Source organism: Methylobacterium sp. WSM2598 (assembly GCF_000379105.1).
GTDB lineage: Bacteria > Pseudomonadota > Alphaproteobacteria > Rhizobiales > Beijerinckiaceae > Methylobacterium.
In genome coordinates this window covers 5,283,194-5,297,000 of record NZ_KB900609.1, presented here as the reverse complement: position 1 = coordinate 5,297,000, position 13,807 = coordinate 5,283,194, and the positions used below count along the sequence as shown (strand labels likewise).

General features: G+C 72.9%; 10 protein-coding genes and 1 pseudogene. 2 read left to right on the top strand and 9 right to left on the bottom strand.

Features of this window, described 5'->3' with window-relative positions; genetic code table 11:
- Positions 1–2 precede the first annotated feature (2 nt).
- A complete protein-coding gene (locus tag MET2598_RS0125000; protein WP_018262750.1) occupies positions 3–2,399 on the bottom strand; it encodes a TonB-dependent receptor in 2,397 nt (798 codons plus the stop codon).
- A 336-nt stretch (positions 2,400–2,735) separates the two neighbouring features.
- On the opposite strand from MET2598_RS0125000, the gene MET2598_RS0124995 reads away from it, so the two are divergent.
- Both MET2598_RS0124995 and MET2598_RS0124990 read left to right on the top strand, forming a co-directional pair.
- Positions 2,736–4,649 (top strand): potassium transporter Kup, encoded by a 1,914-nt coding sequence (locus tag MET2598_RS0124995; RefSeq protein WP_012330491.1) that lies wholly within the window; start codon positions 2,736–2,738, stop codon positions 4,647–4,649.
- Positions 4,650–4,840: 191 nt separating this feature from the next.
- A complete protein-coding gene (locus MET2598_RS0124990; protein WP_012330492.1) occupies positions 4,841–5,872 on the top strand; it encodes a helix-turn-helix domain-containing protein in 1,032 nt (343 codons plus the stop codon).
- Between the two features lie 362 nt (positions 5,873–6,234).
- On the opposite strand, the gene MET2598_RS0124985 is transcribed toward MET2598_RS0124990, so the two are convergent.
- The 8 genes and pseudogenes from MET2598_RS0124985 to arsB form a co-directional block, all read right to left on the bottom strand.
- A complete protein-coding gene (locus MET2598_RS0124985; RefSeq protein WP_026190931.1) occupies positions 6,235–7,077 on the bottom strand; it encodes an outer membrane protein in 843 nt (280 codons plus the stop codon).
- A 229-nt stretch (positions 7,078–7,306) separates the two neighbouring features.
- The gene (locus MET2598_RS0124980) at positions 7,307–7,876 is read right to left on the bottom strand and encodes an NUDIX domain-containing protein (RefSeq protein WP_012330494.1); all 570 of its coding nucleotides are present in this window, start codon (positions 7,874–7,876) and stop codon (positions 7,307–7,309) included.
- Positions 7,877–7,996: 120 nt separating this feature from the next.
- A complete protein-coding gene (locus tag MET2598_RS0124975) occupies positions 7,997–9,157 on the bottom strand; it encodes a hypothetical protein (RefSeq protein ID WP_018262748.1) in 1,161 nt (386 codons plus the stop codon).
- Positions 9,158–9,269: 112 nt separating this feature from the next.
- A complete protein-coding gene (locus tag MET2598_RS0124970) occupies positions 9,270–9,728 on the bottom strand; it encodes a hypothetical protein (protein ID WP_012330496.1) in 459 nt (152 codons plus the stop codon).
- Between the two features lie 43 nt (positions 9,729–9,771).
- A complete protein-coding gene (locus MET2598_RS37335) occupies positions 9,772–10,986 on the bottom strand; it encodes an MFS transporter (RefSeq protein WP_036270522.1) in 1,215 nt (404 codons plus the stop codon).
- Positions 10,983–12,320, bottom strand: a complete 1,338-nt coding sequence (locus MET2598_RS0124960) for an NAD(P)-binding protein (RefSeq protein WP_018262746.1) — start codon at positions 12,318–12,320, stop codon at positions 10,983–10,985. The genes MET2598_RS37335 and MET2598_RS0124960 overlap by 4 nt, the downstream gene beginning before the upstream one ends.
- Before the next feature lie 47 nt (positions 12,321–12,367).
- A pseudogene (locus MET2598_RS37330) lies at positions 12,368–12,693 on the bottom strand (ArsR/SmtB family transcription factor).
- Between the two features lie 54 nt (positions 12,694–12,747).
- Positions 12,748–13,803 (bottom strand): ACR3 family arsenite efflux transporter, encoded by a 1,056-nt coding sequence (arsB, locus tag MET2598_RS0124950; RefSeq protein ID WP_012330500.1) that lies wholly within the window; start codon positions 13,801–13,803, stop codon positions 12,748–12,750.
- Between the last annotated feature and the right edge of the window lie 4 nt (positions 13,804–13,807).

Sequence of the window (13,807 nt, the reverse complement as noted above, 5' to 3'; positions counted from 1 at the left end):
GCTCAGAAATCCAAGGTCAGGCTGGCGGTCACGGCGAAGGGCGAGCCGAGATAGAAGCTCGGCGCGTTCGCCGCGCTGAGCGCGAAGCCGGTCGTGTTGCCAGGATTGATGTAGATGTACTTCTTGTTGAAGAGATTCGTGACGTTCAGCTTGAATAGCCCGTCCTGCGCGCCCGGGATCGCCTCGACCAGGGATGTGCCCTTCAGCTTGTAGCCGAGACCGAGATCGACCGTGGCGTAGCCCGGCAGGGAGATGTCGTTGGTGAGCGTGGCGTAGACCTCGCTGGTGTACTTGGCGCGGGCGAAGGCGAAGAAGGGCCCGTCCTCGTACATCACGGTCGCCGCCGTCAGGGACAAGGGGGAGTTGAAGTAGAACTTGCCCTTGGTGCGCAGCGCCGGCGATTTCGGGTCGGGAACGATGTTGCCGTCGATCGTGTCGTGGTTGATGGCCTGGGAGAGCAGCACGCTCCAGCCCTCGTACGGCTTGGTCGCCACCTCGACCTCGGCGCCGACCGCGGTGGTGCTGCCGATGTTGGTGTACTTGCTCGAGAGGGAGCCGTCGCCGTTGGCGGTCTGGGCGATCCGGTCGCTGTACTTGATCAGGAAGCCGGTCGCGTTGACGTTCAGGAAGTCGCCCTTCAGGCGGTAGCCCAGATCGAAGCTCAGGGCGCGCTCCGCCTTGATGGTCGGCACCTGGATCAGGTTGGTGGCGCCGTTGACGAGGCGGCCATCCGCGAAATTGGGCGGGACCCTGGCATTCATCGACGCGTTCGCGAAGACCTGGTTCGCCGCGTCGAGATCGTAGCGCATCCCCACCGCCGGCAGCAGGAAGGCGTAGCTTCTGTTCACCGTGTAATCCAGGTACGAATCCGTTCTGGTACTCGTGCCGGACGGAAGATTATGGAAGCTGCGCGAGTAGAACTTCTGCCGCAGCGAGAGATCGACGTGCACGGCGTCATCGAGCAGCGATATGCTGTCGGAAATCGCCACCGTCGTATTGTAATAATCCGTCTTCCAGTTGCGGTTCGTGACGATATTTCCGTCGAAGCCGCGCAGAAGGTTCGACTTGAACCAGATATCAGGCAAAGTGTTATTCGTCTGATCGATCTGCTGGAACGGATTCATTTGATGCTGATAGGTGTACTCGGTCCAGAGGCTGCCCGTGACGGTGTGGTCGTCGAGCCGCCCGGTGAGGCTGACGACGTTGCCGACCCGGTCGAAGTCGCTCTGGCTCATCTGGCCGAGCAGGGCGTTGGTGCCCCGGGTGCCGTAGGCCGAGAAGGCGCCGATCGGGCTCGACAGGAACTTGCCGGCGTAGCCGGCCTCCTTGAGCACGATCTCGCTCGTGCTCCCGGATTCCTGGTGCAGGAAGTAGGGCGTCAGGCGCAGCTCGACGCCGTCCGAGAGCGGGAAGCGCCCGTCGATCGACGCGTAGGCGTGGCGGCCGGGCTCCCAGGAATAGCCGGAATAGCCGGTATTGGCCGGCGTGGGGGTGACCGCCAGACCGGTCGCCGAGAAGGTCGCGCCCGGACCGGTGAGGATCGTCGGCGGCGTCCGCAGCCAGCCATTGCGATAGCCGAAGGCTTGGTACTGATCCTTCGTCACGGCCCGGACGAAGGTATTGGCGAACTCGTTGTAGAACGACGTGAAGCTGATGCTGCCGCCATTGTCGAGCTTGACGTCGAACCGGCTGTCGACGTGATGCCGCTCCGCCTCTCCGGGGCCTGCGAAGTAGTCCGACCGCGCGTGCGAGTAGGACACGTAGCCCTTCAGCACCTCGTCGAAGAGGGGGCCGGTATTGGCGCGCAGGAACGTCTTGTTGAGGAAGTAGGAGCCGAACGATTGCGAGAAGGTGACCGCCGGCGCGTCGGCCGGTCGGCACTGCTCCATGCTGACCTGGCCGCCGATGGCGCCGTGCTGCGCGACCGTGCCGGCGCTCGTCCCCTGCGTGACGTCGACCGCGCAGAGATTCTCGCTGTCCGTGTAGATCTGGGGCAGGACCGAGAAAGTGCCCGGATCGTTGAGCGGCACGCCGTTGAGGGAGAGGCCGATCTGCGTGCTGTCGAAGCCGCGGATCGAGTATCCCCCGCCGAACAGACCCGAGGGATCGCGCGAATAGGAGTTCACGCCGGCGATTCCGCCGATCCGCTGCGCCAGATTCGCGGTGCCCGGCTGCCGCGCGATGTCCTCCCGGCGCAGGGTGGTGGCCGCCGCAGTGCCGTTCTGCTCGGCCAGGAGCGGCGCCCCGCGGTCGCCCGCCCCCTCGCCGCGCGCCGCCGCCGCCTCGACCGAGACCGTGCCGAGGTCGGTCGCCCCCTGTGCCAGGGCGGCGTGCGGGAGGGCGGCCGCGGCCAGACACGCGATCAGTCCTTTATAGAACGTTCTAATTTTCACCGACATGCCCCCACAGCACGCGTCGCGCCGCGGCCCGCCCCCTCGTGACGCGCCGGCTCACGGACCAGATTCGGCGCCGCGCCGCGGCGGGCGAGCCCGATTTCTCCTGGAACGTTCTAATTCTTACCCAGAGGAAGCTGCAGATTTGTGACACCCGCGCGGGACGCGGCCGGACCGGCCGGCTGGCCGAGGCGACCTCATCCGGGATCCCGAATGCCGGCCGCGCCGTTCTAGGGGCTGTGAGGGACCGGAGGCGGGTGTCGTGCTGGCCCGGGCCGAGCGCCCGGCAGGAGCCGAGGGCAGCCCACCCGATGGGCGCGGGCCGCAGCGAGGGAGGCCAAGGTGGAAGCGACTGCAGAGGCGGACCAGGTCCATGCTCCCATCCCGCGCGTCCCGGCCGCCCTGGCGCTCGGCGCCCTCGGCATCGTCTACGGCGACATCGGCACGAGCCCGCTCTACGCCCTGAAGGAAACGATCCGGGCCGCCTCCTCCGGCGGCCCGCCCCGGGCCGAGGCCGTGGTCGGCTCGGTGTCGCTGATCCTGTGGGCCCTCGTCCTCATCGTCTCGATCAAGTACGCGATCCTGATCATGCGGGCCTCCAACAAGGGCGAGGGCGGCATCGTCGCCATGCTGGCCCTGCTCGGCGCCCGCCACGCGCCGCCCCGCTCCTGGCGCGCCATGCTGCTCGTGCTCGGCCTGGTCGGGGCCGCCCTGCTCTACGGGGACGGCGCGATCACGCCGGCCATCTCGGTCCTCTCGGCGATCGAGGGCCTCAAGGTCGACGCGCCCGGGGTGAAGCCCTTCGTGGTGCCGGTGACGCTGGTGATCCTGATCGGCCTGTTCGCGGTGCAGCGCCGGGGCACGGGCTTCATCGGCCGCATCTTCGGGCCGGTCATGCTGCTGTGGTTCTGCGCCATCGCCCTCGCGGGGGCCGCCGGCATCGTCGGCGACCCGCGCATCCTCGCGGCGCTCAACCCCGCCCACGCCGTCGAGACCCTGCTGACGGCGGGCCTGCCGGTCAGCTTCGCGATGCTCGGCGCGGCCTTCCTGGCGGTGACCGGCGGCGAGGCGATGTACGCCGATATGGGCCATTTCGGCTGCGGCCCGATTCGCCTGGCGTGGTTCTCGATCGTGCTGCCGGCCCTGGTGCTGAACTATCTGGGCCAGGGCGCGCTGCTGCTGCAGGACCCCTCCGCCCTCGAGAACCCGTTCTTCCAGCTCGTGCCGTCCTTCGCGCATTACCCGATGGTGGCCTTCGCGACGCTCGCCACGGTGATCGCCTCGCAGGCGATCATCTCGGGCGCCTTCTCGCTCACCCAGCAGGCGATCCAGCTCGGCTTCTTCCCGCGCATGCGGATCGTCCACACCTCCAGCCGGGAGGCGGGCCAGATCTACATCCCGCTCGTGAACTGGCTGCTCGCCGCCGCGACGCTGGGGGCGGTGCTCGCCTTCGGCTCCTCGGACGCGCTGGCGGGCGCCTACGGCATCGCGGTGTCGCTGCTGATGGTGATCACCACGGTCCTGGCGACCCTGATCGCCCTGCACTGGGGCTTCAACCCGCTCCTGGTGCTGGCCGCCAACGGGACGTTCCTGCTCGTCGACCTCACCTTCTTCGGCGCGAACAGCCTGAAATTCCTGGAGGGCGGCTGGTTCCCGCTGCTGCTGGCGGCCGGCGTCGCCTTCCTGATGCTGACCTGGCGCCGGGGCATGCTGCTGATGGAGGAGGCGCGGGTCCAGGTCCGGCTGCCCGAGAAGGAGTTCCTGGCCCGGGTCGAGGCCAAGCACCTGCCGCGCATTCCCGGCACGGCGGCCTTCCTGACCTCGGGCGACGAGGGCATGCCGCTGCCGCTGATGAATTTCGTGCATCATCTGCGCGTCCTGCACGAGCGGGTGCTGCTGGTGACCGTCAAGGGCCTCGACGTGCCGCGGGTCCCGATGGCCGAGCGCTTCACCGTGGTGCCGATCACCCCGGACGTGACGCGCCTCGTGCTGCGCTTCGGCTTCATGGACGGGACGAACGTGCCGGCGGTGCTGCGCGCCGCGGTGGAGGCCGGCCACCTGCCCGGCATCGACCCCGACCGGCTGACCTACCTCATCAGCCACGAGACGGTGGTGCCGTCGCCGCAGCATCCCGGCCTGTCGGGCTGGCGCGAGGAGATCTTCGCGCTCATGCAGCGCAACGCCGAGGAGACGGCGAGCTACTTCTGCGTCCCGACCAAGCAGGTGATGGAGGTCGGGGCCGAGGTGCCGGTCTGAGGCGGGATCCGGCGCAGGCGGGGAGACGGCGCGGCCCGTCCGGCCGCCTCGCCGCCAGCGCAGTGTTGTGCGCCGGCAACAGGCCGCCCGATTCCGCCGCGCGGCGCGGCGTGATCGCGCCGCGCGTGCTGCCAGCCCGCTGACCTTGGGTTATCCGCGCGCGGATCATCGTGCGGCGACGCAGCAGGCCCATGGCGGATCGGACCATCCAGAGCGGCGGGAGCGACGGCGCGCGGGTGCTCAGCCACAAGTTCGAGCCGCCCGCCGATCCGCGCGACCTGGCGCGCGCGTGGTGCGAGCACATCGCACCCGCCTTCGAGGTCGGCCTGCGGCCCGAGGCCGACCTGTCGGCGCCGATCGCGATGCAGACCTACCACCTCGGGGACCTGATCGTCGGGGACGTGATCGCGCCCGCCCACGTCCTGGAGCGCGGATCGCGGATGATCGAGCGGCAGGGGATCGACCACATCCTGATCCAGTTCTACCGGCGCGGGCAGAGCACCGTCGAGCGGCGCGACGGGAGCGAGCGGGTCACGGAGGGGCAATGCGTGGTCTTCGATCTCGCCCAGCCCGTCCGCATCGTCGCCGAGCCGGTCGATGCGACGAACCTCGTCGTGCCCCGCGCCCGCCTGGAGGACCAGGGATGCCAAGTGGGCGGCCTCCACGGCCGCGCCTTCGACTACGACGGCGACCCGTTCGGACGGCTGTTCCACGAGTTCCTCGCCAACCTCGTCGCCTGCGGCGACCTGCTCCATCCGCGCGAGGCCGCCGCCGGCGCGCGCGCCCTGGTGCAGCTCTGCGACACCTTCCTGCGCGGGCGCGCGGGGAACGGCCCCCCGCAGAACCTCGACGCGCGCATCCGGGTCCGGCGCTTCATCGAGCGTCAGCTTCACGATTTCGACCTGGGCCCGGCCATGATCGCGGCGCAGCTGGGCCTGTCGCGCTCCACCCTGTACCGCCTCTTCGGTGAGACGGGCGGCGTGCTGGCCTATATCCGGGACCGCCGCCTGATGCGCGCGATGCGCCTCCTGGTCCGGTCCGACGCGGCGCAGCCGATGCGGATCTCGCAACTCGCCTACGCGGTCGGCTTCGCCGACGAGAAGACGTTCCGGCGCGCCTTCCGGCGCCGGTTCGGGTTCCTGCCGAGCGAGGCGATGGCCTACCAGCTCGGCCCCGACGATGCCGGGATGCCGGTCCTGCGCCGCTGGTTCGACAACCTGTAGGGACGATGCCGGGGAGGCTCGGGATCGGTCCGGCCGAAGCGGCCCGCGCGTGCGGCGCCCCGGGCAAGCCCGGGGCGCCTCTCGGCCGAGCGGCCAGGTGATCGGGACTGGGGACGCGTCCGCCGAGATTCGCTCGAGCGCCCGCTCATCCGCCATCCGGTTGATGGCTTCGCCATCTCCGATTTCGGCCATGCGGATGGCGGCTTCGCTCAGGCGCCGCGCGGGCTTGGCATATGCCATCCGGTTGATGGCTTCGCCATCTCCCATTTCGGGAAAGCGGATGGCGGCTTCGCTCAGGCGCCGCGCTCAGGCACCGCGCAGGCTGGTGATCCGGGACCCGCTTCGATCGAGCGGATCCCGGATCAGTTGGTCGAGAAGGTGTAGTTCAGGCCGCTGCGCAGCACCATGAAATCGTCGCCGAGCGCGCGACGGCCGGGCGTGCGGAGGAAGACGTCGCCGGTCCCCGTGTTGACGGCGAGCAGGCTGGCGCCGCCGTTGCGCGCGAGGTTCACGTAGAGACCTTCGAGCTTGAGCGTCACCGCCGAGGCGCCGAAGACGTTCAGGAAGGAATCCCTCCCGAGGGCGTACTCGACGCCGCCGCCGACGGTCCAGCCGGTGCGCATCTGCGCGTTGTCGGTGGCGCCGAAGAAGCGCCGCGCGCTGCCGCCGCCATACGCGAAGCCGCCGGTCGCGTAGACGAGCGTGCGGTCGAAGGCGTAGCCGAGGCGCCCCCGCGCGGTGCCGAAATACTCGAGCCCCGCCGTGGCGCGCGGATCGAAGAAGATCGCGTTCGGGTTCAGCACGGTGTTGGGGCCCGCGAGGACGCCGGAGCGGCGGCGTCCCGCGTCGAGGTACTGCGCGTCGGCCTCGACGCCGACGACGACGCCGCTGCCGGGCGTCATCTGGTAGTTGGCGCCGACCTGAAGGCCGCCCGTGAAGCCGTTCTGGCCCCGGTTGCTGAAGCCGAAGGTTCCCCCGACCGTGCCGATGGCCCGGTCGTCGATCAGGAAAGCCGCGTTCCGGTTGCGGCTCTCGCGGGTGGTGAAGGCGTAGCCGACATTGCCGCCCACGGAGAAGCCCGTCCACGTGAAGACCGGAACCGGCGTGAAGCTCGGCGGCTGCACGCGGCGCGGCAGATCCGCCGCGCAGGCCGGACCCGCCACGGCAATCGCGAGAAGAGCGGATGATAATCTCTTTTTATTCATGGCCTCGGACTCGTTTCGTCGAGGCCGGCTGCATGCCCTGATCTTGGAACGGAGTCTATGACGCGCCCGCAACGTCGTTCTTGTTGGTCATCTCCTGAGACTCCGCGACCTCACTTTGGGACAGGGCGGCGGGACGGCGGCGCGACGGCGGCCGGAGCGGAGCCGCCCGGCCGGCGCCGCACGGTTCGCTTCTCACTCCGCGCGGACCCGGCAGCGTCCCGCGCCGCCGTCAGCGGCCGAACAGGCCGGGATGCCGCGCGCGCAGGGCGAGCGTCAGCGCCAGGGTCTTGAGGTCGGTCAGTTCAGCCCGGTCGGCCAAGGCGGCGAGCGCGTCGAGGGGCATCTCCACGACCCGGATGGACTCGTGCTCGCCGGGCGCCCCGCCGCCCGCGCCGACGCGGTCGGCCTGCCGGTAGGGCGCGAGGAACAGGTGGATCCGCTCCGTCGAGATGCCCGCGCAGGAATAGGTGGTGCCGACGGGCTCGAGGTCGCGCAGGCGCAGGCCGACCTCCTCCAGCGCCTCGCGCCGGGCATTGTCCGCCGGCGTCCCGTCCTCGATGAGGCCGGCCGGCGCCTCCAGCAGCGTCTGGGCGCCCTCGGCGTAGAGGGCCGGCACGCGCAGCTCCCGCACCAGCACCGCCACCCGCCGCTCGGGATCGTAGGGCAGCACGCCGACCGAATCGCCGTGGTCCTCGATCTCCCGCACGGCCTGCGACCCGTCGGCGAGCCGCACCTTCGCGATCCCGAAGCGGCTCCAGCCCTCGTGCAGGACACGCAGGTCCAGGATCTTCGCCTCCACGCCGCCCTCCTTCCGCGCCGGCCCGTCCCCGGGCGCGACGCGCTCCGGGGCGGGAACCGCTCCCGGGCCCGCGACGAGACGGCAACCGCGAGGGCGGCCGGATGTTGCGTGGCGCGGCGCTCAGCCCTTCCAGTTGCGGAGGGCCGCGAAGGGGCTGTCCTCCGCGGCGGGCCGGGGCGGGGCCAGCACCGGCTCGACCTGGGCGACCGCGTCCGCCAGGGAGAAGGCGGTGCCGCTCGGGAGCTTGCCGCCGGCCGCGTCCTGGTGCCCGCCGCCGCGGAACAGCCGCGCCCCCGCGAGGGCCGTGCCGTCATTCGAGCGGAAGGACAGGGTGCCGGTGCGCTGCACGTTGACCACCCGCGCGGCGCGGCCCTCCGCCATGATCAGGTCCGAGACCCGCTGGAAGGTGCCGGGATCGAGGCCGAAGGACAGCAGCGTCCCGTCCGGGAGCGGATGGAACAGCGCGTCCGAGCGGGCGAGCAGGCGGGCCACCCTCAGGCGGGTGGTCAGGGCCGGATCGTCCCCGGGCGCCTGCCGCATCAGGTCGTCCACGATGGCGCCGCGGATCTCGGGGACGCGGCGTTCGAGGTCGGCCGGCGTCGCGCCCGCGCGCAGGGCCGCGGCCGCGTCGAGCAGCAGGCGCGACACGACGCCGTCATGGGCCGGATGCCCGGCCGGCACCAGGGTGGCGACGTTGTCCCAGAACGCCTCGTCGAGCGCCTGCCCGCTCGGGAAGCGCGGATCGTGCTTGCGCCAGAGGTCGACCGCGTCCACGGCCTCGACGAGCACGGCGAGGTCCTCGGCGCGGTCGGGCTCCGGGCGGGTCGCGAACAGGGCGCGGTGGGTGAGGGCCATCCGGGTCGCGCTCGATCCCTCGTCGATCAGCACGGTGACCGCCGGATCGTCGACGCCGAAGCGCAGCAGGCCCGGGCGATCCGGGTCGGGCTGCGGCGCGAAGCCCTGGCGCCCGAGCTGCTCGACCGACGAGGCGTGGTGGTCGAGCACGACGAGGCCGTGCCCGTCGCCCGGCTCGCGGCGCCGGTTCATGGCCGCGAAGCGGCGCAGGAAGGCGATGGTCGGCTCCTCGAGCCCGAGATCGGTGAGGAGCAGGGTCTCGCGCGCCCTGGCGCGGCCGAGCCGCTTCAGCTCGGCCTCCACGACCGGGCCGACATCGCCGTAGCGGGGCACGTGCACGACCCGCTCCGGGTCGCAGAGGCAGGCGACGACCGTCGAGGCGCCGTAGCCGTCGAGATCGTGGTGGGTGATCTGGGTCAGGGTCACGGGTGGGTCTCGGCCGGCGGCGATCGGGCGAGCATAGACGCGGCCCGCCCGGTCCGGCGAGTGGGCCGGGACGCCACAGCCCCCGCCGGGGCCCCGCGCCCGAACCCCGCGCTCAGGTCCCGCTGCGGCCGCCGGAGGTGCCGGCCCCGCGGCCGACATCGCCGCCGCCGGCGAGCGGGTCGTCCCCCATGTCGCCGCCGAGGTCGCCCGTGCTGCCGACGCCCCCGCCGATGTCGCCGGTGCTGCCGCCGGCGACCCCGCCCTGGTTGGCGCCGAGGTCGCTGCCGAGATCGCCGGTGCCGCCGCCGGCCAGGGTCCTGCGGCGGGCGAGCCCCTCGCCCGCCGTGCCGACCGACCCGCCGCCGGGAAGCCCGTCCGTGCCGGCCCCCGGCGCCCCGGCGAGCCCGCCGAGGCCGCCGCCGCCCGATCCGGGCGCGTTCGCCCCGAGCCCGCCGGGCGCGCCGCCGCCGAGCTGGCCCGTGCCCCGATCGACCGGCTGGCGGCGCTCGTCGGCGCCCTCGCCCCCGGCCGGACCGCCGCCGAGGCCTCGCTCTGTCTCGCCCACGCTCATCGCTCCGCCCTCCTGTCCGCCGCCCGGGGCGGCGTCAGCCGGGTCAACGATCCGGCCGGGATCCCGGTTCGCGGGCGGGCGCGCCCTCCCCTGCGGCGCGGCGCTCCCGCCAGAGCGCCGCCACCAGCACGAGGTTGGCGAGGGCGAGCCCGGTCAGGAGCGCGAGGGCCGCCTGCGCGCCCGCCGCCGCGAGCACGAAGGCGCCGGCGGAGGGGGCCAGGGCCTGGGCGACGAGGTTCGGCCGGGCGAGCCGGCCCACGAGCGGCGCGTAGCGCGGCGGACCGAACAGGGCGAGCGGCAGCGTGCCCCGCGCGATCGAGTAGACGCCGTTGCCGGCGCCGTAGAGGACGAGCGCGAGGGCCGGCCACGCGACGCCGAACGCCAGCAGGACGAGCCCGGCCGCGATCAGGCCCATGGCGGCGGTGAGGGTCCAGATCGGGTGGTGCCGGCCCCGGTTCGCCATCTCGATCACCCGCGCGCCGACCTGGGCGGGGCCGACCACGGCCCCGAGGGCGACCGCCGCCGCGAGGGACGCGCCGCGCGCCTGGAGCAGGGTGAGGAGGTGCACCGAGACGATCGCGGTCGTCGCCCCGCCGAGCGTCAGGATGCCGGCGAGGCACAGGAAGGCCCGCCGCTCGCCGGGCGCCAGGGCGGCGCTCCCCGCCGGGGCCGCGGCCGTCTCCGGGAGCGGCGGCGGGGCCGGGATGACGAGGAGGACCAGGGGCAGGGCCAGGGCGAGGAGGAGGCCCGCATAGGCCAGGCAGGTGCCCCGCCAGCCGAGCTGCGCCACCAGGACGGCCGAGAGCGGCCAGCAGACCGTGCTGGCGAAGCCGCCCCACAGGGTCAGGGCCGAGATCGCCGGCCGGGCGCCCGCGCCGTAGAGGCGCCCCAGGGTGGCGAAGGCGGCGTCGTAGAGGCCGCCGCCCATGCCGGCGCCCAGGATCAGCCAGCCGGCGAAGAAGACCGGCAGGCTCGGCGCGAGGCCGATCACCGTGAGGCCGAGCGCCAGCACCAGGATGGCGAGCGCCAGGACCGGGCGGCCGCCCGAGCGGCCGATCGCCCGGCCGACCCGCGGCGAGACCAGGCCGGAGACGAGCAGGCCGGCGGACAGGCTGCCCACGATCCAGGGCAGCGGCCAGCCCGTCTCGGCGGCGATCGGCGGCGCCAGCACCGTGAGCAGGTAGTACGACGTGCCCCAGGTCAGGATCTGGACCACCCCGAGGGCGCTGACCACCGCCAGCCGGGGGCGGGCGCTCACGCGGCCCGGCCGCAGCAGGACCCGGCCCCGGACGAGACCGCGCCGCCGCTGTCCCCGCCCGGGTCCGCGCCGCGCACGGTCGTGCAGATCCCGGTCTCCGGGAGAACCAGCGCGACCTCGTCGGCGGCCGCGCGATCGCCGGCCAGGGCCGCCGCGATCGAGCGCACCTGCTCGTAGCCGGTCATCATCAGGAAGGTCGGGGCCCGGCCGTAGCTCTTGATCCCGGCCGTGTAGAAGCCCGGTTCCGGGTGGGCGAGCTCCCGGTGGCCGTGCGGCGGGACCGAGCCGCAGGAATGCAGGTTCGGGTCGATCAGAGGGCCGAGCGCCCGGGCGCTCTCCAGCCCGGGATCGAGGTCCAGGCGCAGCTCGCGCGTCAGGGCGAGGTCCGGGCGCTGGCCGGTGGCCGTCACGATCCGGTCGACCGGGCCGAGCGTGCACGGGCCGCTCCCGGTCTCGCCCTCGACCAGGAGGCCCGCGCCGGCCGGGCGCAGGGCCGTCAGGGCGAAGCCCCGCACCAGGCGCGCGCGGCCGGCCTCGACCAGGGCCCGGAGCCGCAGGCCGAGATCGCCGCGCGCCGCCAGCCGGTCCTGCGCCCCGCCGCCGTAGACGCGCGACAGGTCCGTGCCGCGGGTGGCCCAGAGCAGCCGGGTGCCCTCCTCCTCCTCGGCGAGCCGGCCGAGGTCGAGCAGCACGTTCGCGGCCGAGTGGCCGGCCCCGACCACCAGGGTGGTCCGCCCCGCATAGGCGGCCCGGTCGCGGCCGAGCACGTCGGGGATCCCGGTGGCGATCCGGTCCGCCAACGCCGCCTCGCCCGCGGCCGGCAGGCCGTCGGCGCCGAGCGGATTGGGCGTCGCCCAGGTGCCGGAGGCGTCGATCACCGCGCGGGCGAGGTCGCGCCGGAGGCGCCCGCCCCGCTCCCGCACCGCGAGCACGAAGGACCGCGCCGCCCGGTCGCGGCCGGCGGCCTTGTCGAGGCCCCTCCGGCTCAGGGCCGTGACCCGGGCCCCGGTCTCGATCGCGGGCGCCAGGTCGGGGGTCGCGGCGAGCGGGGCGAGGTAGCGGCCGACCAGCTCGGCCCCGGTCGGGTGCGCCGATTCGGGCGGCATCTCCCAGCCCCGGCGCGCCAGGAGCGCCCGCGCGGCCGGGTCGACGTTGAACGCCCAGGGCGAGAAGAGCCGGACGTGGCCCCAGTCCCGGACATGGGCGGCGACCTCCGTCCCGGCCTCGTAGACCTTCACCGGCAGGCCGCGGGCGACGAGGTGCGCCGCCGCCGCCAGGCCGACCGGCCCGGCGCCGATCACCGCGACCGGCAGGGAGGCGGGGGTGTCGGACATCAGCTTTCTCCGCTCTTTCCAGAATTATCGAAATAATGGGCACGAGGTCAGGCGGCGGCGTCCCCGCGCGCGCAGCCCGCATCGGCGCAGCACTCCGCCGTCAGGAAGTCCAGCAGGGCGTCCATGGACGGGTAGACCGCGCGGCAGATCAGCGTGGTGGCCTGCCGCTCCTGGGAGACGAGGCCGGTCAGGATCAGGCGGTGCAGGTGGTGGGACAGGGTCGAGGCCGCCGCGAGGCCGACCCGCTCCTGCAGCTGCCGCACCGGCAGGCCGGCAGGCCGGCGGGCCCGGCCCGCACCAGCGCGCGATAGACCCGCAGGCGCGTCGGGTTGCCGAGGGCCTCGAGCTGCTTGGCGGCTTGTTCGACATTCATCGAAATATCCTGCCCCGAGGCCGCGGAACCGTCAAGCCGCGGATCCGCCGCGGCTCACCCCTCCTGGGGCGCGAGCCGCGCCCGCGCCGCCCCGCGCTCGTACCAGTCCTTGGAGCGGTTCACGATCCGGACCACGCTGAGCATGACCGGGACCTCGATCAGCACGCCCACCACCGTGGCGAGCGCCGCGCCCGACTCGAACCCGAACAGCGAGATGGCCGCCGCCACCGCGAGTTCGAAGAAGTTGGAGGCCCCGATCAGCGCGGAGGGGCCGGCGACGCAGTGCTGCTCCCCGGCGAGCCGGTTCAGGAGGTAGGCGAGCCCGCTGTTCAGGTAGACCTGGATCAGGATGGGGACCGCCAGGAGCGCGATCACGGCCGGCTGGGCCAGGATCTGCTCGCCCTGGAAGCCGAACAGCAGGACGAGGGTCGCCAGCAGCGCCGCCAGCGAGGCCGGCCCCAGCCGCGCCAGGAGGCGGTCGAGGGCGGGCTGGCCGCCCGCGGCGAGCAGGCTGCGCCGGGCCGCCTGCGCGACCACGACCGGGATGACGATGTAGAGCACGACCGAGAGGACCAGCGTGCCCCACGGGACCGTGATGGCCGAGAGCCCGAGCAGCAGCCCGACGATGGGCGCGAAGGCCACCACCATGATGCCGTCGTTGAGCGCCACCTGGCTCAGCGTAAAGTGCGGCTCGCCCCGCGTGAGGTTCGACCACACGAACACCATCGCGGTGCAGGGCGCCGCGGCCAGGATGATCAGCCCGGCGACGTAGCCGTCGATCTGGTCGGCCGGCAGCAGCGGCCGGAACAGGTGGCCGATGAACAGCCAGCCCAGCGCCGCCATCGAGAACGGCTTCACGGCCCAGTTGACCAGGAGCGTCACGCCGATGCCGCGCCAGTGCCGCCCGACGTGGCGCAGCGCGGCGAAGTCGATCTTGAGCAGCATGGGCACGACCATGAGCCAGATCAGCCCCGCCACCGGCAGGTTGACCTTGGCGATCTCGGCCGCGCCGACGGCGCGGAAGACGCCCGGCACGGCGTGGCCGAGCGCGACGCCGACGACGATGCAGAGGGCGACCCAGAGGGTCAGGTAGCGTTCGAAGGTGCCCACGGTG